The sequence below is a fragment of the Pseudoduganella violacea genome (assembly GCF_014191875.1).
Taxonomy (GTDB): Bacteria; Pseudomonadota; Gammaproteobacteria; order Burkholderiales; family Burkholderiaceae_D; genus Rugamonas; species Rugamonas violacea_A.
Map to the genome: position 1 here is coordinate 1 of NZ_JACHXD010000021.1, position 21,946 is coordinate 21,946.

General features: G+C 65.0%; 21 protein-coding genes. 12 read left to right on the forward strand and 9 right to left on the reverse strand.

All coding sequences use genetic code 11. The features are described 5' to 3' along the window. The first annotated feature begins 271 nt into the window (after positions 1-271). From FHS03_RS24525 to aqpZ, 6 genes are all read left to right on the forward strand, one after another. On the forward strand, positions 272-832 hold the full coding sequence (locus FHS03_RS24525) for an iron transporter (RefSeq protein ID WP_183443542.1): 561 nt from the start codon (positions 272-274) through the stop codon (positions 830-832). A 3-nt stretch (positions 833-835) separates the two neighbouring features. Continuing rightward, positions 836-2,311: a carbohydrate porin gene (locus FHS03_RS24530; protein WP_183443543.1), complete on the forward strand. Its 1,476-nt coding sequence runs from the start codon at positions 836-838 to the stop codon at positions 2,309-2,311. An 8-nt stretch (positions 2,312-2,319) separates the two neighbouring features. After that, on the forward strand, positions 2,320-2,673 hold the full coding sequence (locus FHS03_RS24535) for a cupredoxin domain-containing protein (protein ID WP_371871771.1): 354 nt from the start codon (positions 2,320-2,322) through the stop codon (positions 2,671-2,673). A 9-nt stretch (positions 2,674-2,682) separates the two neighbouring features. Then, positions 2,683-3,486, forward strand: a complete 804-nt coding sequence (locus FHS03_RS24540; protein WP_183443544.1) for an FTR1 family iron permease — start codon at positions 2,683-2,685, stop codon at positions 3,484-3,486. A gap of 10 nt (positions 3,487-3,496) precedes the next feature. Continuing rightward, positions 3,497-4,858, forward strand: coding sequence for a 4Fe-4S binding protein (locus FHS03_RS24545; RefSeq protein WP_183443545.1), 1,362 nt, complete (start codon positions 3,497-3,499; stop codon positions 4,856-4,858). Positions 4,859-5,119: 261 nt separating this feature from the next. Then, on the forward strand, positions 5,120-5,848 hold the full coding sequence (gene aqpZ / locus FHS03_RS24550) for an aquaporin Z (RefSeq protein ID WP_183443546.1): 729 nt from the start codon (positions 5,120-5,122) through the stop codon (positions 5,846-5,848). Between the two features lie 106 nt (positions 5,849-5,954). On the opposite strand, the gene FHS03_RS24555 is transcribed toward aqpZ, so the two are convergent. From FHS03_RS24555 to FHS03_RS24570, 4 genes are all read right to left on the reverse strand, one after another. Next, positions 5,955-7,220 carry a hypothetical protein gene (locus FHS03_RS24555; RefSeq protein ID WP_183443547.1) on the reverse strand — a complete coding sequence of 422 codons (1,266 nt, stop codon included), beginning with the start codon at positions 7,218-7,220 and terminating at the stop codon, positions 5,955-5,957. Positions 7,221-7,264: 44 nt separating this feature from the next. Beyond that, positions 7,265-9,301, reverse strand: coding sequence for a hypothetical protein (locus tag FHS03_RS24560; RefSeq protein WP_183443548.1), 2,037 nt, complete (start codon positions 9,299-9,301; stop codon positions 7,265-7,267). A gap of 4 nt (positions 9,302-9,305) precedes the next feature. After that, positions 9,306-9,788 (reverse strand): twin-arginine translocation signal domain-containing protein, encoded by a 483-nt coding sequence (locus tag FHS03_RS24565; RefSeq protein ID WP_183443549.1) that lies wholly within the window; start codon positions 9,786-9,788, stop codon positions 9,306-9,308. A gap of 215 nt (positions 9,789-10,003) precedes the next feature. Beyond that, positions 10,004-11,800: an ATP-binding protein gene (locus FHS03_RS24570; RefSeq protein ID WP_183443550.1), complete on the reverse strand. Its 1,797-nt coding sequence runs from the start codon at positions 11,798-11,800 to the stop codon at positions 10,004-10,006. 120 nt (positions 11,801-11,920) lie between these two features. Between FHS03_RS24570 and FHS03_RS24575 the strand changes: the two genes are divergently transcribed. Continuing rightward, a complete protein-coding gene (locus FHS03_RS24575; protein ID WP_176345382.1) occupies positions 11,921-12,250 on the forward strand; it encodes a cupin domain-containing protein in 330 nt (109 codons plus the stop codon). Here the strand turns inward: FHS03_RS24575 and FHS03_RS24580 are convergent. The 5 genes from FHS03_RS24580 to FHS03_RS24600 all read right to left on the reverse strand — a co-directional run bounded on the left by FHS03_RS24580 (position 12,231) and on the right by FHS03_RS24600 (position 15,173). Beyond that, complete coding sequence (locus tag FHS03_RS24580; RefSeq protein ID WP_183443551.1) at positions 12,231-13,280, reverse strand: NAD(P)H-dependent glycerol-3-phosphate dehydrogenase; 1,050 nt, start codon at positions 13,278-13,280, stop codon at positions 12,231-12,233. The two genes, FHS03_RS24575 and FHS03_RS24580, sit on opposite strands and share 20 nt — an antisense overlap. A 2-nt stretch (positions 13,281-13,282) precedes the next feature. Continuing rightward, positions 13,283-13,732, reverse strand: a complete 450-nt coding sequence (locus FHS03_RS24585; protein WP_183443552.1) for an SH3 domain-containing protein — start codon at positions 13,730-13,732, stop codon at positions 13,283-13,285. Between the two features lie 92 nt (positions 13,733-13,824). Next, positions 13,825-14,307, reverse strand: a complete 483-nt coding sequence (secB, locus tag FHS03_RS24590; RefSeq protein WP_050409950.1) for a protein-export chaperone SecB — start codon at positions 14,305-14,307, stop codon at positions 13,825-13,827. Between the two features lie 172 nt (positions 14,308-14,479). Next, on the reverse strand, positions 14,480-14,743 hold the full coding sequence (grxC, locus tag FHS03_RS24595; protein ID WP_183443553.1) for a glutaredoxin 3: 264 nt from the start codon (positions 14,741-14,743) through the stop codon (positions 14,480-14,482). Between the two features lie 28 nt (positions 14,744-14,771). Beyond that, on the reverse strand, positions 14,772-15,173 hold the full coding sequence (locus tag FHS03_RS24600; protein ID WP_050412567.1) for a rhodanese-like domain-containing protein: 402 nt from the start codon (positions 15,171-15,173) through the stop codon (positions 14,772-14,774). 115 nt (positions 15,174-15,288) lie between these two features. Here FHS03_RS24600 and gpmA point away from each other — a divergent pair, with 115 nt between their 5' ends. From gpmA to FHS03_RS24625, 5 genes are read left to right on the forward strand one after another with little or no spacing between them, the layout of a single operon-like run. Further along, the gene (gpmA, locus tag FHS03_RS24605; protein ID WP_183443554.1) at positions 15,289-16,035 is read left to right on the forward strand and encodes a 2,3-diphosphoglycerate-dependent phosphoglycerate mutase; all 747 of its coding nucleotides are present in this window, start codon (positions 15,289-15,291) and stop codon (positions 16,033-16,035) included. A gap of 9 nt (positions 16,036-16,044) precedes the next feature. Beyond that, entirely contained in the window at positions 16,045-17,550 is a 1,506-nt protein-coding gene (locus tag FHS03_RS24610; protein WP_183443611.1) for a murein hydrolase activator EnvC family protein, read from the forward strand. A gap of 16 nt (positions 17,551-17,566) precedes the next feature. After that, on the forward strand, positions 17,567-19,012 hold the full coding sequence (locus FHS03_RS24615) for a S41 family peptidase (RefSeq protein ID WP_183443555.1): 1,446 nt from the start codon (positions 17,567-17,569) through the stop codon (positions 19,010-19,012). Positions 19,013-19,015: 3 nt separating this feature from the next. Continuing rightward, positions 19,016-19,771: a HesA/MoeB/ThiF family protein gene (locus FHS03_RS24620; RefSeq protein WP_183443556.1), complete on the forward strand. Its 756-nt coding sequence runs from the start codon at positions 19,016-19,018 to the stop codon at positions 19,769-19,771. A 33-nt stretch (positions 19,772-19,804) separates the two neighbouring features. Then, a complete protein-coding gene (locus FHS03_RS24625) occupies positions 19,805-21,928 on the forward strand; it encodes an amidohydrolase family protein (RefSeq protein WP_183443557.1) in 2,124 nt (707 codons plus the stop codon). The last annotated feature ends 18 nt before the right edge of the window (positions 21,929-21,946 follow it).

Consider the following 21,946-nt stretch of genomic DNA (forward strand, 5'->3'; position numbering starts at 1 on the left):
CAAATGTTTTACGTTTTCTTGTCGTCATGCTTTAACTCCTCAGATAGTGGATTTTCCACCTATTGAGGTGTCCGGGCAAATTAGACCACGGCAGTCACCATGTCAGCTGAGGCGGTGGTAGCTAGCTTGTTACCATTAATTTTTTAAAACCTTGATTTTCATCAAGTGAGAATGATTCTCATTTGTAATAGCATGTTGGTCTTTCTTTGTAAGCGACAAGCAGAGCTTGGCGCGGCATCGAACTTCTACAACAACAAAGGGATTCCCCGCCATGCTATCTTCCGCCCGTTTTTTCACGCCGCTTAAAGCCACGCTCGCTGTCCTCGCCGCAGTTTCCAGTTTCAGCGCCAACGCCGTCGAATATCCGATCGGCGCGCCGCAGCAGCGCTTTGGTATGGAAATCTCTGCCGTGTATCTGCAGCCGGTCGTGATGGAGCCGGACGGCATGATGCGCAAGGCGGAGGAGTCGGACATCCATATCGAGGCCGATGTGCGCGCGCTGAGCGGCAATCCGAATGGCTTCGAGGAGGGCGCCTGGATCCCTTACCTGCTGGTGAAGTACGAAGTGAGCAAGGCTGGCAGCAACGACAAGATCGCCGGCGATTTCATGCCGATGGTGGCCAACGACGGCGCCCACTACGGCGACAACGTCAAGCTGTTCGGCCCGGGCAAATACCACGTCAAATACACCATCCTGCCGCCGAGCGAAAACAAGCATGCGCACTTCGGCCGCCATACCGACCGCCTGACCGGCGTGCGTCCATGGTTCAAGCCCTTCGTGGTGGAGTACGACTTCACCTATGCCGGCATCGGTAAGAAGGGAGGATATTGAGCGATGCGCCGCACCTTCCCCTTGTCCACGCCTAAGGCGCTAGCGCTGGGCGCTGCCCTGCTGTGCGCCACTGCCGGCGCCCAGGCGGCGCCTTCGCAGGCTGAATTAATCAAGCTGCTGGAAAAACTGAGCCAGAGGGTTGAACGTCTGGAGCAGCGCAACACGGAACTGGAGCGCGAACTGCGCACGGCGCATGCGCCGCAAAGCGCGGCCAGCAATGTCGAAGAACGCGTGCAGGTGCTGGAGAAGCAGCAGGAAAGCCTGGCGCGCAGCCTGGAGACGGATGCGATCAGCGAGAAAGAGCCTGAGCTGACCATGCGCTTGAAAGCGATCGAGTCCCAGGCCCAGGGCATGCTCGCCGCCGCGCGCAAGGTCGATGCGCTCGATGGCATCAGCGCTGGCCTGAGCCTGACCACCGTGGTACAGAAAAACGCCAAGGCGGGCAGCCAGCTCAATTATCGCGGCGACGGCTATGTCAGCCTGCCGCTGGAAGCGATCGGCGATATCAAACATAAGGTGTTCGCGCAATTCCGCCTCGGCCAGGGTTCCGGTCTGAACGAACATCTGTCCACGTATTCCGCGCCGAACGCCACCGCCTTCCGCCTGGCCAGTCTGCCCAACGACGACTCGGCGGCGATGCTGGCGCAAGCCTGGTATCAGGCCGATATTCCGCTGCCGTTCGGCGGTTTCGCGCCGCGTTCCAAGGAGAGGCTGGAAGTCAATTTCGGCAAGATGGATCCCTTCGTCTTCTTCGACCAGAACGGCGCTGCGGGCGATGAAACGCGCCAGTTCATGAACGCGGCCTTCGTCCACAATCCTTTGCTCGATGCGGGCCATGATATCGGCGTTGACGGCAACGGCTTTGCGCCGGGCATGCGCCTGTCCTACTACAACGTGCAGGATAAGCAGCAGCCGTGGCGCCTTTCGCTTGGCGTCTTCGGCGCGGGCAAGCGCGGTGCTAACTATGAACACAGCCTGGCGCAGCCGATGGTGATGGTGCAGGCGGAAACCGAGCAGCGCTTCTTTGGCGGCCTGGCGGGCAACTACCGCGTCTATGCCTGGCGTAATCCGCAGGCGGCCCACTTCGACGAAAGCATCGTCGAGCCGGAAGTGCATACCGGCTGGGGCATTTCGGCCGACCAGCGTGTCGGCGATGGCGTGACCCTGTTCGGCCGCTATGGCCATCAGGTGAAGGGCAATGTGCGCTTCAACCGCGCGCTGACCTTGGGCGCGGAACTCAATGGTTCCTACTGGGACCGTGGCGCCGACAGTCTGGGTCTGGCCTTCGGCCTGTTGAAGAACAGCCGCAGCTTCAATGACGCCGGCAGCGGCGAGCAGGTGGCCGAGCTGTATTACCGCTACCGCATCAACAAGCAGTTCGAGCTGTCGCCCAATATCCAGTACATCGGCCATCCTGGCGGCGAGCGCGGCGCGGATGCGATGAGAATCCTTGGCGTGCGCGCCCAGCTGACTTATTGAGGCCCGCCATGCAGATGATTCGCCACTTGCTGTTGCCTCTGCTGCCTTTGCTGGCCGTGCTGGGCATCCTGGGCGCCGTGCCGGTGCAGGCGGAAGAAATGCCGACCTTCACCCTGGTGATGCGCGCCGGGCGCTTCCTGCCGGAGACGATCGAGGTGCCGGCCAATACCAAGTTCCGTTTGCTGGTGAAGAACGAGGGACCGGGCGCCGAGGAGTTCGAAAGCGTGGAGCTGCGCAAGGAGAAGGTGCTGGCGCCTGGCGCGTCGAGCTTCCTGATCTTCCAGCCGCTCAAACCCGGCACGTATAAATTCTTTGGCGAGTTCCACCCGGCGACGGCGCAGGGACGCATCGTTGCGAAGTAAGGAGTATTCATGCTGAGTTCCCTCTTTATCGTCTGGCGCGAAAGCGTGGAGGCCATGCTGATCATCGGCATCCTCTACGCTTGGCTGAAGAGTAATCCTCAGGGTGCGGTTGGCCTGCGCGCGCTGTGGGGCGGCGTCGTGGCGGGCATTGCGCTGGCCGGTCTGCTGGGCTGGACCATGCTGGCGGTGCAGGGCGAGCTGGCCGGCGAGGCGCTGGAGTGGTTCCAGACGGCGATGCTGTTCCTGGCTGCGCTGCTGATCGTGCAGATGGTGCTGTGGATGCAGAAACATGGCCGCCATATGCGGCAAGGCCTGGAACGCGAGCTGGCGCAGGCGTCCGAAAAGCTCGGCGTCCTCGGCGTGGCCGTCGTCGCCGCGCTGGCGGTGGCGCGCGAGGGCGCGGAAACCGTGATCTTCCTGTACGGGATGCAGATGGATGATCCGGCCGGCAGCGCCATCGCTTTTGGCGCGGGCGTTCTCCTCGCAGGGATCACCGCCTGGATCGTCAACCGTGGCCTGGGCATGCTCAATTACCGCAACTTCTTTCGCGTCAGCGGCCTGCTGCTGCTGCTGTTTGCGGTGGCGCTGCTGGCTGCCGGAACGGACCGCCTGATCGGCATGGGCGCCTTGCCGCCGCTGGTCGATCCGCTGTGGGATACCTCGCTGCTGCTCGACGACAGCAGTCCTTCCGGCGCCTTGCTGTCGGCCTTCACCGGCTACCGCGCGCGTCCATCGCTGATGCTGGCCATCGTGTATGTGGTGTTCTGGCTTGCGGTGCTGCGGGTGCAAAGGCGATTGAAGCGCAATGCGTGAGGTGGAGCTGATGGCCGCACCCAGGGCCGGCATGCTGGCGCGTCTTGGCGACGCGATGGCGCGCCGGCGCGGGACCATTCTCGCGCTGCAGTGGTGCGTGATCGTCTTCTATCTGGTGCTGCTGGTGGTGCCGGCCTTCATGCCGATTCCGGACCAGGACGCGCATCTGTATTCGAATCTGCGCCTGTTCGCGCAGTTCATGTTCTGGGGCATCTGGTGGCCCTTCGTGATGCTGGCCACCATGCTGTTTGGGCGCGCATGGTGCGGCGTCTTCTGTCCCGAAGGCGCGCTGACCGAACTGGCGAGCAGGCATGGCCTGGGGCGCTCGATTCCGCGCTGGATGCGCTGGGGCGGCTGGCCGTTCACGGCTTTCGTCTGCACCACCGTGTATGGACAGCTGGTCAGCGTCTACGAGTATCCGCAGGCGGCCTTGCTGGTGCTGGGCGGTTCCACCGTGGTGGCGGTCGCCGTCGGCTTCGTGTATGGCAAGGGCAAGCGCGTCTGGTGCCGCTATCTGTGTCCGGCCAGCGGCGTGTTCGCACTGCTGGCGAAAATCGCGCCCGTGCATTTCCGTGTCAGCGAAGAGGCTTGGCAGCGCGATACCAGCCGCAAACCGATGGTCAATTGCGCACCGCTGATCGATATCCGCCACATGAAGAGTGCGTCGGCCTGCCATGCCTGCGGGCGTTGCAGCGGCTATCGCGGCGCGGTGCAGCTGGCGGCACGCAGTCCGGCCGCCGAGATTCTGGCGCGCGGCAATAAGGAGGCTGGGCGCGGCGAAGTGCTGACGCTGATCTTTGGCGTGATCGGCATTGCCACCGCTGCTTTCCAATGGTCGTCCAGCCGCTTCTTCGTGCAGATGAAAACCGCTGCCGCCACCTGGCTGATCGAGCGCGACTCCTTCATGCTGCTGAACGATAACGCGCCCTGGTGGCTGCTCACGCATTACCCAGCGGCCAACGATGTATTCAGCTGGCTCGATGGCCTGTGCATCCTCGCCTATATTCTCGGTGGTGGATCGGCTTTGGGCTTGGCCGTGTTCGCGGCGGTCTGGCTGGCGGCCCGGTTGGCCGGTCCAGGCGCGCTGTCGTGGCGGCGTCTGGCCATGGGGCTGGTGCCGATGGCGGGAACGGGCGTTTTCCTCGGCCTGACCATGCTGACGCTGACGCATCTGAAGGCGGAACGCATTGTGCTGGCCTGGGTGCCGGCGGCGCGCATGCTGCTGCTCACTGGCGGCAGTGGTTTCTCCGCGTGGCTGGGCTGGCGGCTGGCGGATCGCGCGCCAATCGCGCGACGGCTGGCGACGTTCGCGGTGTATGCGCTGCCTTTAGCCCTGATCGATGCGATCTGGGGCCTTGCCGTTTTTTCGTGATGGCGCCAGCAGGCGGAGTGTTACCAACGGTTAGGATGTAAGCTTCGACGATGAGTTGTTTACGGTGGCGGATGGCGCGCAAGCCCGTTTTTCCGGGGCAGCGCGTGAATCCGGCTCAAAGGACAACTTGTTACAAAGTAATTTCTCCCTGCATTGTCTTTATTCTTTTCCAACAGTACACTCGGTTACAACATTGGCTGAATTGCAGCCTGTGTTGACTCAACCGGGGCATGTCCTCCAAATAAAGAAAAGGAGTATGAAGTGAAAAAATATGGGGCAGAATTTTTTGGCACCTTCTGGCTGGTGCTGGGCGGCTGCGGCAGCGCCGTGCTGGCGGCGGCGTTTCCTAACGTCGGTATCGGCCTGCATGGCGTGTCGCTGGCCTTTGGTCTGACGGTGCTGACCATGGCGTTCGCCATCGGCCACATCTCGGGCTGCCATCTGAATCCGGCCGTTTCCATCGGCCTGTGGGCGGGCGGACGCTTCCCGGCCAAAGACCTGGTGCCATACATCGTGGCGCAGGTGCTGGGCGGAATTGCGGCAGGCGGCATTCTCTACCTGATCGCCAGCGGCAAGGCCGGTTTCGACGTGAGCGCCGGTTTCGCCTCCAACGGCTATGGCGAACACTCGCCGGGCGGCTACAGCCTGGTCGCGGCGCTGGTCACTGAGATTGTGATGACCGCCTTCTTCCTGATCGTGATCCTGGGCGCGACCGACAAGCGCGCGCCGCAAGGCTTCGCACCGATCGCCATCGGCCTGTGCCTGACCCTGATCCACCTGATCAGCATCCCTGTCACCAACACCTCGGTCAATCCGGCGCGCAGCACCGCCGTGGCCCTGTACGTTGGCGATTGGGCCGTAGGCCAGCTGTGGCTGTTCTGGGTCGCCCCGATTGTCGGCGCTATCGTCGGCGCGGGCATCTACCGCTTCATCGGCAGCGAAGAAAACGCTACCGCCCCAGCAGCGGCACAAGCCGGCGCGCGCAGCTAACTCAGCATCACCGCAGCAACAAAAAGGGGCGCGAGCCCCTTTTTTGTTGTTCAGCCCGTGTCCGATTGGGGTCTGACCCCAAGGTGGACACGGGCTGGGCTGTAGGTCAGGAGAGTTTGAGCACTTGCGGTTTGCGGTCTTTGGCGCTGCAGTAGACGAAGGCTTGCAGCGAGGGGATCCAGCGGAACTTGGACCAGATGTTGTTGACGGCGCTTTGCAGCTTGGGCTGGCCAGCGGTGTCGTTGGGCCAGTGCTGCAGCGGCATCACACTCCAGGTCCACGGGCTGCCGGCGGGATTGGTGGCGGGCGGCTTCAGCTTCACGACCACCGGCGGATTGGCCGATTGGTCGAGGCCGACGATGCAGCCCAGCTCGTCCACCCATTGCAGGCCGAGCGCGTCGGGACGGTGGAAGTTGATGCCGTTGCCGTCATAGCCCTCCTGCAGCGAGGGCACATTGCCCAGCGTCGTCACCTGGGCGCTGGCGCCCGTGGCCAGGTTGCGGATGTAGAGGTTGCGGAAGCGTGTGCCGGCATTCGGCCCCAGCGAGTAGCCGCCGTCGACCGCCACCAGCAGGTTGAGCGCATTGCACAGCACCAGGGCGCCATTGGCGAGATTGCCGCCCACGGCCGGGTGCTGGGTGATGGCGCCGGTCTTGCTGACGAACAGGGTGTAGTCGGTCGGCCCCACGGCCGTCACCCACCAGCCCTGGCGCGCATTGTCCATCACCGTGATCGGGTAGCTGCCGGTGCTGTTCGAATTGGCCGACAGGCGGATGCGGTTGGGATCGGCATTTTGCGCCTGGCGCGTGGCCAGCTGGCTGTAGCCGTTCTGGGTCTTCGAGATGTCGAGCAGGTTGATGCGGTTTTCGAAGGGGCTGCCGGCCCAGAAGAAGGAGGCCAGCGAGCCGCGCGTGCCGCCGCCCCAGGCGCGCGGGAATTCCTGCAGGCCCAGATAGGTGTGCGGCGTGTACGGCGTGCCGTCCGGCGCCAGGCCGTTGACGAAGGCGCTGGCCAGGTTCGGCGCGGCCGGCACATTGGCGACGCTCCAGCGCAGCGTGGAGAAGTCGCAGATCAGCGAGAACTGCACGTTCGGCACTTCGCGGCTGGGCTCATGCCCGCCCGAGTAATACACTTGCGCGCCCAGCGGGCTGTAATCGCGCAACACGGCACTGCCGCCCCAGACATTGAAGGGATTGTTCATCGCCGCCGTGTCGCTGGGCGAGGTGCGGTAGAGCGCGGGCGTGACGTCCTGCGCATTGTTCAGCATCGGCACGTCGGCGAAGTAGCCGGCCGGCGGCACCCAGGCGGGCAGGCCGACCACCGGCTTGGCCACGATCTGGATGGTGAAGGGATTGGAAAATGCTTGCGCCATGAGGCGGCCTTTCTAAAACTGATATCGTCTAAATGCCCGCCGCATCAGGCATGCGGCATCACGCTCCATACCGGCGCCACATTGAAGCCGGCCGCGAAGCCGCTCCAGTTGGGGGCGCCCAGCATGCGGTTGTAGGCCGCTTGCGCGCCCGGCACATTGTGCTGGACCGCATACGCCAGCGCCGGCTGCAGATTGCCCCAGTAGCTGGTGGGGTCGGGGAAGTTGCCGCCGCGTAGGCCATTGGCCGTGGGCAGGGTTTCGGCTTGCGCCACCCGCATCGCCTGCGATGCGCGGTACAGATCGCCCCAGTTGGCAAACCAGGGACCACTGCCGCCCGCGAAGTCCGGTGCGTCGGCCGGCGCCACCACGATGGTGTAGACGGCTGCGTCGTAGTACAGGTATTCGTTGGCGGCCGTGCCGCCGAAGCGGCCCACTACGCTGCGCGCCTTCCACTGGAAGAAGGCGGCCAGCTTGTCGCGGTTACCCCCGGCCAGCGGCAGGTCGAGGTCGATGGCGTAGCCGATGGCGGCGGTGAAGAAGTCCTGCATCCACGTCGCTTCGGACAGGAAGCCGGTGCCGGGCGTGTAGTTCGAATACGATTGCACGAAGCCTTGCGGATTGTTCGGCTGGGCCACGTACTGCGTGTGGTAGAAGTCGACGTTGGCGGCCAGCGAGGCCAGGAACTCGTTGCGCAGCACGGTGTCGCTGTCGGGCGTGACGCAGGCCGCTTGCGCCAGCGTGCGGATGGCCCAGGCCGCGCCGCGCGCCGTGTTGGCGCCGGCGGTGGACTGGAACACGCCGGCCGAGAATTTGCGCGTGGTGTCGGTGTTCTTCAGATAGTTCACGGTGGCCGAGAACAGCACTTCTTCCATGAAGTAGAAGCGGCCCGTCAGCAAATAGGCGGTGAAGCCGACCGAGGGATGGTGCGGCGAGTCCCAGGTGGCGGGCGCGGTGCCGGTCGGCGCCGGCGTGTACGTGCCCTTGCTCGATGCGCCGGTGTTGGCGATGGCCGTGGCTGTGCCTCCGTCCACCACCAGATTCGGGTAGCTGGAGAAGCGGAAGGGCCGCTGCGTGGTCTGGTCGCGGTAGTGGATGCCGTAGCGTCCCGCGCTATAGGCGTTGACGATCACGCCGGCAAAGGCGCGGGCGTCGTTGCTGGCGAGGTACAGCACATCCCATTCCGGCAGCAGGCCGATGGCGGGCTGGTAGCCGCCCTGGCCCATGCCGTTCGAGTAATTGCCCTGTTGCAGGGGCGTATAGCTTTGCGCCAGCTTGCTCCATACCGCCGCCGTCGGCGCCACGCTGGCGCGGTAGGCGGGCACCAGGCGGCTCGCCTGCAGATAGGCCTTGTCGTGGTTGATGCTCAGCGAAGGCGCGGCGCCTAGCCAGTGGCTCTGGGCCGCGCCGGAAACCAGCACGGTGCGGCAGTGGTTCGGCAAATCGATGGCGGCGCTGAAGCGCTGGCTGCCGCCCAGGGTGAAGGCATAGGTCGCGCTCTTATTGGTGGGCGCGGCCACCGATAGGTAGCCGTTCTCGATCCACGGCAGCACTTCCACCGCGCCGCCCGCGTACAGGCGCACTTCCAGCCAGCCCACCAGGTGGGCATCGCCGCCGATGGCTTTGCGGTAAATCCAGGAGCTCATTTGCGGGCCGCTGACCCAGGTCTGGAACGGCGTGCCCCAGTCCGCGCCCGACCAGGAGGCGCTGCCGAAACCGCCCGCAGCGATGCTGGCCGTGATGCCGGTGGCGGCCAGGTTGGCGGTGGTCAGCGCGGCGCCGCCGGCCGGCGTGCCGAGGGCCAGCGTCACGGTCTGCGTGGCGCCCGCGGCCAGGGTGGCGAAGCCGGAAATGGTGGCGAATTTCAGCGAGCCGTCGGACCAGTAATTTTTCGGCGTGACCTGCAGGCCCGGCAGGCTGCCGCTGACGCCGGAGCCGCCCGGCACATCGCCCTTGCGGAAGGCATAGCCCAGGGTGAAGGGCAGGTTGCTGCCGCCGCTGGCCGAATTCAATTGGAAGCTCGCCGCAAACGCGGCGGGCCGGCGGATCTGGATGGTAAACGGATTGGATACGGACTGGCCCATCGCCTTACGCTCCGGTGGCGGTCAGCACAAAGCCATCCACGCTGGCGAGTCCGCCCACGCCGTCGTAATCGAAGGAGCGGGTCAGGTCGTTGTAGATCACGCCTTCGGGCAGTTCGATGTCGTTGAGGCGGATCGCGGCCACACTGCCGCTCACATACTGGCCGATCGGAATGCTGCCAGCCACGCCGAGGGTGAAGGTCAGGGTGGGGATCTCGCTCCACGCTGGCGTGCTGCCGGTGCCGGTCGGTGGATTGGTGGTGGGCGGGTTGGTGGTCGGCGGCGGCGTGGTGGGCGGTGGTGTCACCGGCGTCACGCCGCTGGTGGTGGCGCTGCCGCCACCGCCGCCGCCGCAAGCCTGCAGGGCAATGCTGCCGGCGCCCGCTGCCGCGAATTTGATGAAGTGGCGGCGCGTGAGGGCAGGGCTGCCGGTGCTTGTGTCCGCATCAGGGGTTGCGGAAACCAGGGGAGTATCGCTCGAATGCTTCATTGCTAAGTGTCTGTCCAAAAAAGAAAAACATGGCGCTTGCCGGTAGAAACGACCTCAGCCATGTGTGCGCACAGTGTCGCATAAATCAAAAAAAGCTGCCTAAAAAAGTGGCGGCAATTGTGCGCAGGAAATCGCAGGAGGCCAGTAAACACGGGCCTTCCTGCTAACACTCAGTACTGGTCTGCAAGCTTGGTGAGCGCTTCGATAACTAGTTGTCAAGCGAGCCGGCGCGGCAGCCGGAAGCTGAAACGCACGCCCTGGCCGGGCGCACTATCAAGATGGATGCTACCTTTCAGGACGGCTTGCGCGATGTTGTGGACGATGGAGAGGCCCAGGCCATTGCTGCCCTGGCCCAGGCGGGTGGTGTAGAACGGTTCGAAGACGTGCGGCTGGATGGCAGGATCGATGCCGCAGCCATTGTCTTCGTAGACCAGCTCCACCTCGTCCTCGCTGGCGCTGGCCGACAGGCGCACGCGGCGCTCTTCGTCCTTGCCGGCGAAGGCATGGGTGATGGAATTGGCGGCCAGGTTGGCGATGATCTGTTCGATGTGGCCGGGGTAGCTGTCCATGGCGATGCCGGGCGCCACATCGAGCTGCAGTTCGATGCGGGCGCGCCGCAGCGAGGGGCCGAGCGCCGCCACCACATCGTGCACCGCCTGGTGCAGCTCGAATGCGCGCCGCTGCTGCGTGCTCTGGTCGACGGCGATCTGCTTGAAGCTGGCGATCAGGTTGCTGGCGCGCGTGGCATTGCGTTCGATCAGTTCGCAGGCTGCCTTGCCCTGGTGCAGAAAGTCGTCGAGCGCGCTGTGCGTGAGCTGCTTGCTGGCGGCCTGGCGTTCCAATTGTCCTATCCATTCCACCAGGGTGGAGGAGGTGAGCACCGCATTGCCCACCGGCGTATTCAGTTCGTGCGCGATGCCGGCCACCAAGCGCCCCAGGGACGCCATCTTCTCGGTGATGGCGATCTGCTCCATCGCCTTCTGCAATTCGGCGCTGCGCTCGGCCACGCGCTCTTCCAGGTGCTCGTTCAGGGCCAGCAGGTCCACCTGGGCCTGTTTGCGCAGCGTGATGTTGGAGCAGGTGCCGATCATGCGCAGCGGCTGGCCCAGCGCGTTGCGGCCGACCACCATGCCGCGCACCAGCAGCCATTCCCACTTGCCTTGCACGCGGAAGCGGTGTTCGGAGGCGAAGGTGGCGGCCGGGCTTTGCAGGCAGGTGTCGATGGCGGCCATGGCCGCCGCCAGATCCTCGGGGTGGATGTATTGCTGCCATTCGCCGAAGCGGTGCACGGCGCGTTCCGGCGGCAGGCCAAGCAGTTCGATGCAGCGCTTGGAATAGAACACCGTGTCTTTCGGCAGATCCCAGTCCCACACGCCGTCACCGGCACCCTCCAGCGCGAAATGCCAGCGCCGCTCGCTTTCCTGCAGGGCGGCCAGGGCGCGCTGCTCGCCGGCGCGCAGCTGGATGAATTCGCGCCGCACGCGCTCGGCCTCGTCGGCGCGCAGGGCGGCATCCTCGAAGCTGCGCCGCTGCGTTTCGTAGATTTGCTTCAGGTCGGTTTCGACGATGCCGCGAAATTGCTGCAGCAGCTGGAGGAAGGTAGTGCTATAGGCGTTTTCCTGCTTGTCGAGCACGCAGATTGTGCCGAACACATGGTCGTTGGGCCAGACCAGGGGCAGGCCCATATAGGAAATCATGCCAAGCTTGATGTCGGGATTTTCGCACCAGTCGCGGTCCGTCAGCGCATTCGGCACCAGCAGCGGGGCGCGTTTGGCCATCACGGTTTCGCAATACAGGCCGGTGCCGAGCGGGGCCAGCTCGTGTTCTTCGTAGGGATTGCCGGCCGATTGGCTGGAAAGGAAGACCTTGATCTGCGGCGGCTCGACCTTCATGATGAGGGCGGCCGGCACATTCACCAGGCGCGCGATCAGGTCCAGGATGCCCTGCCATTTATGCGCCACCTCGTCGGCGACGGTCAGCGTTCGCGTATCGATCACTTCGAGAGCACCCATCAGTTCCCTCCATTGACTGCCTCATTATAGAACAAGCCTCCAGCTCGGCAATACGGCCGCGCCGCAACCCATCCGCTCCTGCTACCATAGGGGCATTCACCGAGCACAGAGAGGCCCGCCATGGCACTACAGCACGCAGCGTCCGGAGAAGTCATCGTGATCCAGCGCGAGAGCGAAGACTTGTCGCAGTTTTCCTCGATCGCCCTGCGCAAGACGGCGCAGATGGAATTGATCCGCATGGTGCTGCCGGCCGGCAAAGGCCTGCCGGAGCATAAGGTGGCAGGGGAGATCACCCTGCAATGCCTGCAGGGCGAGATCGAGGTCGACGCTTACGGCCGCGGCGTGCTGCTGCGCGGCGGCGAAATGCTCTTCCTGGAAGGCGGCGCGCCGCACGCCGTGCGGGCGCTGCAGGACTCGCTGGCCCTGCTGACTATTTTGCTGAAGGACTGAGCCCGCTCAAGCCTTCGCCGCGCGGATCGCGCGCCAGCAGGCGCGAGACGGTGGCTTGCAGTTGCTGGCCGTCGAACAGCACGCTGGCCACGGCTTGCGTGATCGGCATGTCGACGCCGAGCCGGCCCGCCAGTTCGCGCACGGCCTTGGCGCAAGGCACGCCTTCGGCCACATGGCCCAGCTCCTTGACGATGGCGTCCAGCGCCTTGCCCTGGGCCAGGCCCAGGCCGACGCGCCGGTTGCGCGACAGGTCGCCGGTGCAGGTCAGGATCAGGTCGCCCATGCCGGTCAGGCCCATGAAGGTTTCCAGCTTGCCGCCCAGGGTGGTGCCGAGGCGGGTGATTTCGGCCAGGCCGCGCGTGATGAGCGCGGCGCGCGCATTCAGGCCCAGGCCCAGGCCGTCGGCCGCGCCGGTGGCGATGGCCAGCACGTTCTTCACCGCGCCGCCCACTTCCACCCCGACCAGGTCGTCGCTCGAATACACGCGCATGGAGCCGCCGTGCACCGTGCCCACCACCAGCTCGCACAGGGCGGGCGAGGCGCTGGCAATGGTCAGCGCGCAAGGCAGGCCGCGCGCCACTTCCTGCGCGAACGAGGGGCCGGACAGGGCGCCGCCGGGAATGGCGCCGCCCAGGATCTCAGCGAAAATCTGGTGCGGCAGCAGGCCGGTTTCGTATTCGAAACCCTTGCACAGCCAGACCAGATTGGGAATGGGGCGTCCCTTGAGCGTCTGCAGCAGCGGCCGCAGGCCGGCTACCGGGCAGGCGGCGATCAGCAGGCCGTCGCTGCCGGCATGGGCCACGGCGGCGTCGAAGTCGGCGCTCACCCGCAGGCTGTCCGGCAGCGGGAAACCAGCCAGGTAGGCGCTGTTTTCGCGCGCGCCGGCCATGGCCTGCATGGCGGCCTCGTTGCGGCCCCACAGCAGCACATCGTGGCGCGCGGCGACGGCGATCGCCACCGCCGTGCCCCAGGCGCCGGCGCCCAGGACCGCAACCTTGCGCCGTGGCGCTGTCGTTTGGCTTGCCTGCATATTCAATTGCCCCAGACTTCGCCGCTCTTCACATAGCCGACCAGGCCGTCGCGGTGGCGCACCTTGAGCCAGCCGTTGCCGCCCGGTTCCGCCAGCTCCAGCAGCACGCCCTTGTCGGCGCTGAAGACGATGGCCGCGCCATCCTCGGCGGCGGCGCGCACCTTGGCGTTCGGCACGCGCACGATCAGGCTGCGCTTGGCGCTCAGGCCGCGCGCCTCGGTCCAGGCCAGGTCGCCGCTGGCGTCGCGCACCTTGACCCAGTCGCCGTAGGTGAGCACCACTTCGAGCGGGGCGCCGCGCGGCACCACGAACAGTTTGCCGCCTTTGGTCGATGGCGCGTCATACAGCACGGCGGGCGCTGCGCCCACCGACTTGAAGTCGAGCGCGCTGCTCGCGGCGCTGGCCAGCAGGCAGGCGGCCCCCAATATCAAACGGGAAACGGTCGTTACCAAATTGTTCTCGCAAAAATAAGCAAAGGCCACGAGGGCCTTTGCAATACGGCGCCGCCAGACGGGCTGGCGGTGCCGGATGGGACGCGACAGGATTACTGTACGGTCGCGCTGCCGTCGGCGGCCGCGGTGGCGGCTTGCTGTTCGGCGATCGCTTGCAGGCGCTGCTGGTAGAACACTTCGAAGTTGATCTCAGCCAGGTGCACAGGCGGGAAGCCGGCGCGGGTGATCGTATCGGCGATGTTGGCGCGCAGGTAGGGGTACACGATGTTCGGGCAGCCGATGCCGAGCAGCGGGTCCAGCTGTTCGGCTGGGATATTGCGCGCTTCGAAGATGCCGGCTTGCTTGCCTTCGACCAGGAAGGCCACTTTGTCCTTGACCTTGGCGGTCACGGTGATGGTCACGGTCGATTCGTAAATGCCTTCGGCCAGCGGCTCGGCGCCCACGTCCAGCGCCACTTCGATGGTCGGCGCATCCTGTTCCAGGAAGATGGCTGGGGAGTTAGGCTGTTCCAGCGACATGTCTTTCAGGTAGACGCGTTGGATTTGGAATACGGGTTGCAGGTTTTCGTCAGACATGGAAACGCTTTCGATGTGATAGTGGGCTAGACGCCCGGATATGGTTTAAGTGCTTGGCCAGGCTTGGCAGCCCAAATCAAACGCGACGGCAATTGTATCAAAACCAATATGGCTGCCAACGTTTTCCGCCCTGCGGCATGGCGTTGGCTTGATCCATGTTGCTATCTGGTGCTTATTGGCCGTTTAACAAGGGGGTCAGGCCGCCCGCCTGGTCCAGCGCGTGCAGGTCATCGAAGCCGCCCACATGGGTGTCGCCGATATAGATTTGCGGCACGGTGCGGCGGCCGGTCTTTTCCATCATCAGCTGGCGCTGGGCCGGGTCGAGATCGACGCGGATCTTGTCGATCTGCGTCACGCCCTTGGCTTCCAGCAGGCGCTCGGCACGCACGCAGTAGGGGCAAACGGCGGTGGTGTACATCGTGACATTGGCGGTCATGGCGGATTCCTTGTGTTCTTGAACGTGCTTATTTTTTCAGCGGCAAGCCTTGGCTCTGCCAGGCGGCTTGGCCGCCCTCGAGCGCGACCACATCGCCGAAACCGGCTTTGCCCAGGATGCTGGCGGCGGCCGGGGCGCGCGCGCCTTTTTCGCATACCACGACAATGGTCTTGCTCTTGAACTTCTCCAGCTCGCCGCTGCGCTTGGCCAGCTCGGCCACCGGAATATGTTTCGCGTCCGGCAGGTGGCCGCCGGCAAAGGCTGCCGCGTCGCGTACATCCACAATGGTGGCTTTACCGCGGTTTATCAACTGCGTCACCTCCAGCGGGGTGGCTTTTTTCCCGCGCTGGGTGAGCAGCGGAGCGAGCAGGGCGCCGCCCGACAACACGACGATGGCGATCAGAAAAATATGGTCAAGAATGAATTTCACGGCGTTCCAATGGTTGAAGTGAATCCGCGCATTATAAAATAGAAGCTTGAAGCCGGGCTCAAGCCGCATCGCCCAGCACTTTCCACCCATTTCCCCAACTTTTAAAGATTGCTCTATGTACAAAATTGTTTTCATGCGTCATGGCGAATCCACCTGGAATCTGGAAAACCGCTTTACCGGCTGGACCGATGTGGACCTGACCGAAAAAGGCGTGGGCGAGGCCAAGGTCGCCGGCCAGGTGCTGAAGGAAGCCGGTTTCAAGTTCGACCTGGCCTACACCTCGGTCTTGAAGCGCGCCATCCGCACCCTGTGGCTGACCCTGGACGAGATGGACTTGATGTACCTGCCGATCAAACATGACTGGCGCCTCAACGAACGCCACTACGGCGCCCTGCAAGGCCTGGACAAGGGCGAAACGGCCGCCAAATACGGCGACGCGCAAGTGCTGGTCTGGCGCCGCAGCTACGACACGCCGCCGCCGGCGCTGGAAGCGGGCGACGACCGCGCCTCCTTCAACGACCCGCGCTACACCGGCCTGCCCAAGGACAGCATCCCGCTGACCGAATGCCTGAAAGACACCGTGGCGCGCGTGATGCCGGCCTGGGACGACGAAATCGCCCCGGCCATCCGCGCCGGCAAGCAGATCATCATCTCGGCCCACGGCAACAGCCTGCGCGCCCTGATCAAGATGCTGGACGGGATCAGCGACGAGGAAATTGTCGGCCTGAATATTCCCAACGGCCAGCCCCTGGTGTATGAGCTGGACGCCGAGCTGAAGCCGATCCGCCACTACTATCTGGGCGACGCCGCCGCCATCGCCGCCGCGCAAGCCGCTGTGGCCAACCAGGGCAAGGCGAAGTAAAACCCGATGATGCAGTTCTTCACCCGCCGCGCCGGCGCGCGGCGCGGGCTGTCCCTGCTGCTGGCCGCCTTGTTGGCGGGACTGGCGGCCGGGCCGGCCGGCGCCGCGCCCCGTCCCACGGAGCGCAGCAAGCAAAAGCAGGCCGCCGAAACCGAGCGCAATGCGCTGCAGCAGAAGCTGACGGCGCTCAAGCGCGACATCAGCAAGACCGAGAGCGCCAAGGACGACGCGGCCGACACCCTGGCCGAATCGGAGGAGGCGATCTCCAACGCCAACCGTTCGCTGCGCGAGCTGGCCGCCGAACAAGGCGAGACCAATGCCCGCCTGCAGCAGCTGGGCGCCGAGCATGCGCGCCTGCAGAGCGTGACGGCGCAGCAGAAGCAGCAGCTGGCCAAGCTGCTGCGCGAGCAATATGTGGCGGGCAATGAAGACCGCATTAAGTTGCTGCTGTCGGGCGACAACCCGAACCGCATCAACCGCGAACTGCAATTGATGGCCTATGTGTCGCAGGCCCAGGCGCGCCTGCTGGAATCGCTGCGCGCCAACTTGAAAGCGGTGGAGAGCAATCAGGCCGAGGCGCAGAACGCCAAGGATGAGCTGGAAGAAATCGCGCAGGAAGAGCGCCAGCAGAAAAGCGTGCTGGAACAGGAAAAGGCGCGCCGCGCCGGCCTGCTGTCCCAGTTGTCGAAAAAGCTGGTGGCCCAGCGCAAGGAAGCGGGCGACCTGGAACGCGACGAGCAGCGCATGTCCGGCCTGATCGAACGCCTCAACAAACTGATCGAAGAGCAGGCGCGCGCCGCCGCCGCCGAGAAGAAGCGCCAGGAGCAATTGGCCGCCGCGCGCGCCGCCAAGGCCAAGGCGGACGCCGAAGCGAAGGCGCTGGCCCTGGCCCGCGCCAAGGCCGCGAAAGAGGAGCGCGAGCGCCTGGCCCAGCAAAACCGCAAGCCGGGAGCCAAGCCGGCCGAGCCCCGTGTCGTGGAGCCGAAACCGGCCGAAAAACCGTTCAAACCCGATCCGATCGACGCCGACGAACCGAAAGTGGCGGCGCGCACGCCGGAACCGGCGCCGCAGCCGGCCGCCCGTCCCTCCGATATCGCGCTGGCCCCGGCCGCGCCGGATGGCGCTTTCGCCGCCCTCAAGGGCCAGATGCGCCCGCCGGTGGCGGGCAAGCTGGCGGCGCGCTTCGGCGCGCGGCGCGGCGATGGTCCGAGCTGGAAGGGCGTCTTCATCCGCTCCGGTGAAGGGGCGGAAGTGCATGCTGTGGCCGGCGGCCGCGTGGTCTTCGCCAACTGGCTGCGCGGCTTCGGCAACCTGATCGTGATCGACCACGGCGGCCAGTATATGAGCGTGTACGGCTTTAACGAGAGCCTGCTGAAACGTCCGGGCGACGTGGTCAGGGCCGGCGATCCGATCGCCGCCGTGGGAAACACCGGTGGCAACGAGGAAACCGGTTTATACTTTGAGCTAAGGCATCAGGGCCGGGCATTCGACCCCGCCGGGTGGGTGAAATTCTAAAGGCGCGGAAAGCATAATGGGCAACAAGTTCAAAAGCATGGGCCTGATCGGCCTCGGTATGGTGGCCGGCGTGGCCGCTTCTATGCAGTTTTCCGCCATTGCGCAGAAATCCGGCACACCCTTGCCGCTCGAAGAGCTGCGCCAGCTGTCCGACGTTTTTGGCCTGATCAAATCAGACTACGTGGAAGACGTGGACGACAAGAAGCTGGTGCAGGAAGCGATCGCCGGCATGGTGTCCTCGCTCGACCCGCATTCCGTCTACCTGGATAAGAAGGCCTTCAAGGAGATGCGCGAATCGGTGCAGGGCAAGTTCGTCGGCATCGGCATCGAGGTGGGCATGGAGGATGGCTACGTCAAGGTCGTCTCGCCGATCGAGGATTCGCCCGCCTTCAAGGCCGGCATCAAGGCCGGCGACCTGATTACCCGCATCGACAACGCGCCCATGAAGGGCTTGTCGCTGGACGAGGCGATCAAGAAGATGCGCGGCGAGCCGCACACCAAGCTGGTGCTGACCCTGTCGCGCAAGGGCGAGGACAAGCCGGTGGTGGTACCCGTGATGCGTGAGGAAATCCGCGTGCAGAGCGTGAAGGCGAAGATGGTGGAGCCGGATTACGCCTGGCTGCGCATCTCCCAGTTCCAGGAACCGACGGTGGAAGACATGGCGAAGAAAGTCACCGCCCTGTATGCCCAGAACCCAAACATCAAGGGCATGGTGCTGGACCTGCGCAACGATCCGGGCGGCGTGGTGCCGGGCGCGATCGGCGTGTCGGCCGCCTTCCTGCCCAAGGACGTGGTGGTGGTCTCCACCAACGGCCAGCTGCTCGATTCGAAGCAGACCCTGTATGCCCGGCCCGAATTCTATGCCGGCCGCCATCCTGGCGACCCGCTGCAAAAATTGCCGGCCGCGCTGAAATCGGTGCCGCTGGTGGTGCTGGTCAATTCCGGCTCGGCTTCGGCCTCCGAGATCGTGGCCGGCGCCCTGCAGGACTACAAGCGCGCCACCATCATGGGTAGCCAGACCTTCGGCAAGGGTTCGGTGCAGACCCTGCGCCAGCTGACCGCCGATACCGCCGTCAAGCTGACCACCGCGCGCTACTACACGCCGAACGGCCGCGCCATCCAGGCCAAGGGCATCGTGCCGGATATGGCGATCGACGATACGCCCGACGGCGAAGGCATCGACAGCCTGCGCCTGCGCGAAGCCGATCTGGAAAAGCATCTGGCCAACGGCAACGGCGAGGAAGAAGTGAAGAGCCGCAACGGCCGCGTCGATGAGCTGGAGGAAGAGCAGCGCATCCTGGCCCTGGCCAGGAAACACAAGCCGATCGAATTCGGCAGCAAGGAAGACTTCCCGCTGGCCCAGGCCTTGAACCACCTGAAAGGCTTGCCGGTCAAACTGGCCAAGGCCGACGCCCCCGTGGCCGCCGCCGCCAAACCGGAAGAGAAAGCGGCGAAGAAATAAGCAATGGATGACGCCCAGCTGCTGCGCTACTCGCGCCATATCCTGCTCGATGAAATCGGCATCGAGGGCCAGCAAAAGCTGCTGGCGGCCAGGGTACTGGTGATCGGCGCCGGCGGCCTGGGTTCGCCGGCCGCCATGTACCTGGCCTCGGCCGGCGTCGGCCGCCTGACCCTGGTCGACCACGACACGGTCGACCTCACCAATCTGCAGCGCCAGATCGCCCACACCACCGAGCGCGTGGGCCAGCCCAAGGCCGCGTCGGCGGCCCGGACCCTGGGCGCCATCAATCCCACCATCGACATCGTGGCGCTGTGCGAGCGCGCCGACGAGGCACGCCTGCGCGAGCTGGTGACGCAGGCCGATGTGGTGCTCGACTGTACCGACAATTTCCAGACCCGCCATGCCGTCAACCGCGCCTGCGTGGCGCTGCGCGTGCCCCTCGTCTCGGGCGCCGTGATCCGCTTCGATGGCCAGATCAGCGTCTTCGATCCGCGCGGCGGCGAGCAGCCCTGCTATTCCTGCCTGTTCCCGCAGGACCAGGCGTTCGAGGACGTGGCCTGTTCCACCATGGGCGTGTTCGCGCCGCTGGTGGGCGTGGTCGGCGCCATGCAGGCCGCCGAGGCGCTGAAGCTGCTGATGGGCATCGGCGAATCCTTGGCCGGCCGCCTGCTGCTGCTCGATGGCCTGCATATGGAATGGACCAGTATCCGCATCGCCCGCAATGCCGACTGTCCGGTGTGCGGCCAGCCGCACCCATAAAAACACCTAAACCCCTCTCAGGAGACGAAACCGATGAAGCGAGTTCCCGCAGTATTGGCGCTGGCGATCGCCAGTGCCTTTGGCGCGCAGGCGCAGGCAGCACAGACGACGAAGTATCTGATCCTTGCCGAAAACGGCAAGCAGACCGGCGAACAGGTGGTCGAGCGCGGGGACGACGGCCTGACCAAGGTGCGCTTCATCTACAAGGACAATGGCCGCGGCCCGGAGCTGAACGAGGAATTCCGCCTGGCCGCCGACGGCACCATGACTTCCTATGCGGTGAAGGGCAGCTCGACCTTCGGTTCGGTGGTGGACGAGCGCTTCACGCGCCAGGGCCGCCAGGCCAGCTGGAAGTCCACCACGGAGCAGGGCAGCACCAGCGTGGACGGCGCCGCCATCTACGTGCCGCTGAACTCCAGCTTTGAAGTGACGTCGGCCTCGATCACGGCGCTGGCGGCGGCCGGCGGCCAATTACCGCTGCTGCCTTCGGGTACACTGAGCCAGCGCAAGCTGGACGAGGTGCAGGTCGCCAGCGCCGACGGCAAGACCCAGACCGTGCAATTGCTGGCCCAGACCGGCCTTGGCCTGTCGCCGCAGTTCTACTGGGCCACCACGGGCGAGAAGCCGCGCCTGTTCGCGGTGGTGGTGCCGGGCGCCTTCACGGCGGTGGAAGAGGGCTGGCAGGCCAGCGGCAAGCTGCTGGCCGAGCGTCAGCAGAAGGCCGAGGACCAGATGCTGGTGGAGTTGGCGGCCAAGCTGCAGCATCCGCTGCCGGGCCTGACCGTGGTGCGCAATGCGCGCGTCTTCGACAGCGAAAAGGCGGTGCTGGGCGCGGCCTCCGACGTGTATGTGCTGCGCGGCCGCATCACCGCCGTGCTGCCGGCCGGCTCGCCGGTGCGCGGCGCCGTGGCCGAGATCGACGCCGCCGGCCGCGTGCTGCTGCCTGGCCTGTTCGATATGCACGGCCATGTGGGGCGCTGGGAGGGCGGCCTGAATCTGGCGGCCGGCGTGACCACGGTGCGCGATATGGGCAACGACAACGCCAAGATGCAGCAGATCCTGGACGGCACGGTGGCCGGCAAGCTGCTCTCGCCGCAGGTGGTGCCGGCCGGCTTTCTGGAGGGGGAAAGCCCGTATTCGGCCAACAGCGGCTTCGTGATCAAGGATTTGCAGCAGGCGAAAAACGCCATCGACTGGTACACCGAGCATGGCTATCCGCAACTGAAGATCTATAACTCCTTCCCCAAGGCCATCCTGAAGGAGACGGTGGCCTATGCCCACCAGCGCGGCCTGCGCGTCTCCGGCCACATCCCGGCCGGCCTGCGCGCCCAGGATGCGCTGGACGCCGGCTATGACGAGATCCAGCACATCAACCAGGTGATGCTGAACTTCTTGGTCACGCCGACCACGGAAACGCGCACCCTGGAACGCTTCATCCTGCCGTCGGAAAAGGTGGCGGGCCTGGACTTCGATTCGGCCGCGGTGCGGAAATTCATCGCCACGCTGAAGAAAAAGCAGACCGTGATCGACCCGACCCTGGCCACCTTCGCCTTCCTCAAGCAGAAGGATGGCGAGATGAACGAACCATTCGCGCCGATCGCCAAGCATATGCCGCCCGATGTGCAGCGCGGCTTCCACGTCGGCACCATGAAGATCGCCGACGAGGCGACCCTGCAACGCTACCGCAAGTCCTACGCCAAGATGGTGGAATTCGTCGGTCGCCTGCACCGCGCCGGCGTGCCGATCGTGGCCGGCACCGACGAACTGGCCGGTTTCACCCTGCAGGCCGAGCTGGAAATGCTGGTGAAAGCGGGCCTGAGCCCGGCCGAAGCCTTGCAGATCGCTACCCGAAACGGCGCGCGCTACACCCGCACCAGCCATGAACGCGGCAGCATCACGCCGGGTAAATTGGCCGATCTGGTGCTGGTCGACGGCGACCCGACCAAAAACATCGGCGACGTGCGCAAGGTGGCGGCGGTCATCACGCGCGGCTATCTGATTTACCCGCATGAGGTGGATCAGGCCTTGGGCATCCAGCCGTTTGTGGCGGCGGCGCCGCAGTTGAAGGCGCTGGAAGCGGTGTCCAGCAATATCGCGGCGAGCGGCAACGAGGCGGCTTTGCAGCGTATTTCGGCCGGCGCCCGCCAGCGCGATTAAGCTCCCGCCGGCCGCCGC

Bases quoted from the DNA above. Each gene is read 5' to 3' on its own strand.
- FHS03_RS24525 (WP_183443542.1), top strand. From the start codon at position 272: ATGCTATCTTCCGCCCGTTTTTTCACGCCGCTTAAAGCCACGCTCGCT.
- FHS03_RS24530 (WP_183443543.1), top strand. From the start codon at position 836: ATGCGCCGCACCTTCCCCTTGTCCACGCCTAAGGCGCTAGCGCTGGGC.
- FHS03_RS24535 (WP_371871771.1), top strand. From the start codon at position 2,320: ATGCAGATGATTCGCCACTTGCTGTTGCCTCTGCTGCCTTTGCTGGCC.
- FHS03_RS24540 (WP_183443544.1), top strand. From the start codon at position 2,683: ATGCTGAGTTCCCTCTTTATCGTCTGGCGCGAAAGCGTGGAGGCCATG.
- FHS03_RS24545 (WP_183443545.1), top strand. From the start codon at position 3,497: ATGGCCGCACCCAGGGCCGGCATGCTGGCGCGTCTTGGCGACGCGATG.
- FHS03_RS24555 (WP_183443547.1), bottom strand. From the start codon at position 7,220: ATGGCGCAAGCATTTTCCAATCCCTTCACCATCCAGATCGTGGCCAAG.
- FHS03_RS24560 (WP_183443548.1), bottom strand. From the start codon at position 9,301: ATGGGCCAGTCCGTATCCAATCCGTTTACCATCCAGATCCGCCGGCCC.
- FHS03_RS24565 (WP_183443549.1), bottom strand. From the start codon at position 9,788: ATGAAGCATTCGAGCGATACTCCCCTGGTTTCCGCAACCCCTGATGCG.
- FHS03_RS24570 (WP_183443550.1), bottom strand. From the start codon at position 11,800: ATGGGTGCTCTCGAAGTGATCGATACGCGAACGCTGACCGTCGCCGAC.
- FHS03_RS24575 (WP_176345382.1), top strand. From the start codon at position 11,921: ATGGCACTACAGCACGCAGCGTCCGGAGAAGTCATCGTGATCCAGCGC.
- FHS03_RS24580 (WP_183443551.1), bottom strand. From the start codon at position 13,280: ATGCAGGCAAGCCAAACGACAGCGCCACGGCGCAAGGTTGCGGTCCTG.
- secB (WP_050409950.1), bottom strand. From the start codon at position 14,307: ATGTCTGACGAAAACCTGCAACCCGTATTCCAAATCCAACGCGTCTAC.
- grxC (WP_183443553.1), bottom strand. From the start codon at position 14,743: ATGACCGCCAATGTCACGATGTACACCACCGCCGTTTGCCCCTACTGC.
- gpmA (WP_183443554.1), top strand. From the start codon at position 15,289: ATGTACAAAATTGTTTTCATGCGTCATGGCGAATCCACCTGGAATCTG.
- FHS03_RS24610 (WP_183443611.1), top strand. From the start codon at position 16,045: ATGCAGTTCTTCACCCGCCGCGCCGGCGCGCGGCGCGGGCTGTCCCTG.
- FHS03_RS24615 (WP_183443555.1), top strand. From the start codon at position 17,567: ATGGGCAACAAGTTCAAAAGCATGGGCCTGATCGGCCTCGGTATGGTG.
- FHS03_RS24620 (WP_183443556.1), top strand. From the start codon at position 19,016: ATGGATGACGCCCAGCTGCTGCGCTACTCGCGCCATATCCTGCTCGAT.
- FHS03_RS24625 (WP_183443557.1), top strand. From the start codon at position 19,805: ATGAAGCGAGTTCCCGCAGTATTGGCGCTGGCGATCGCCAGTGCCTTT.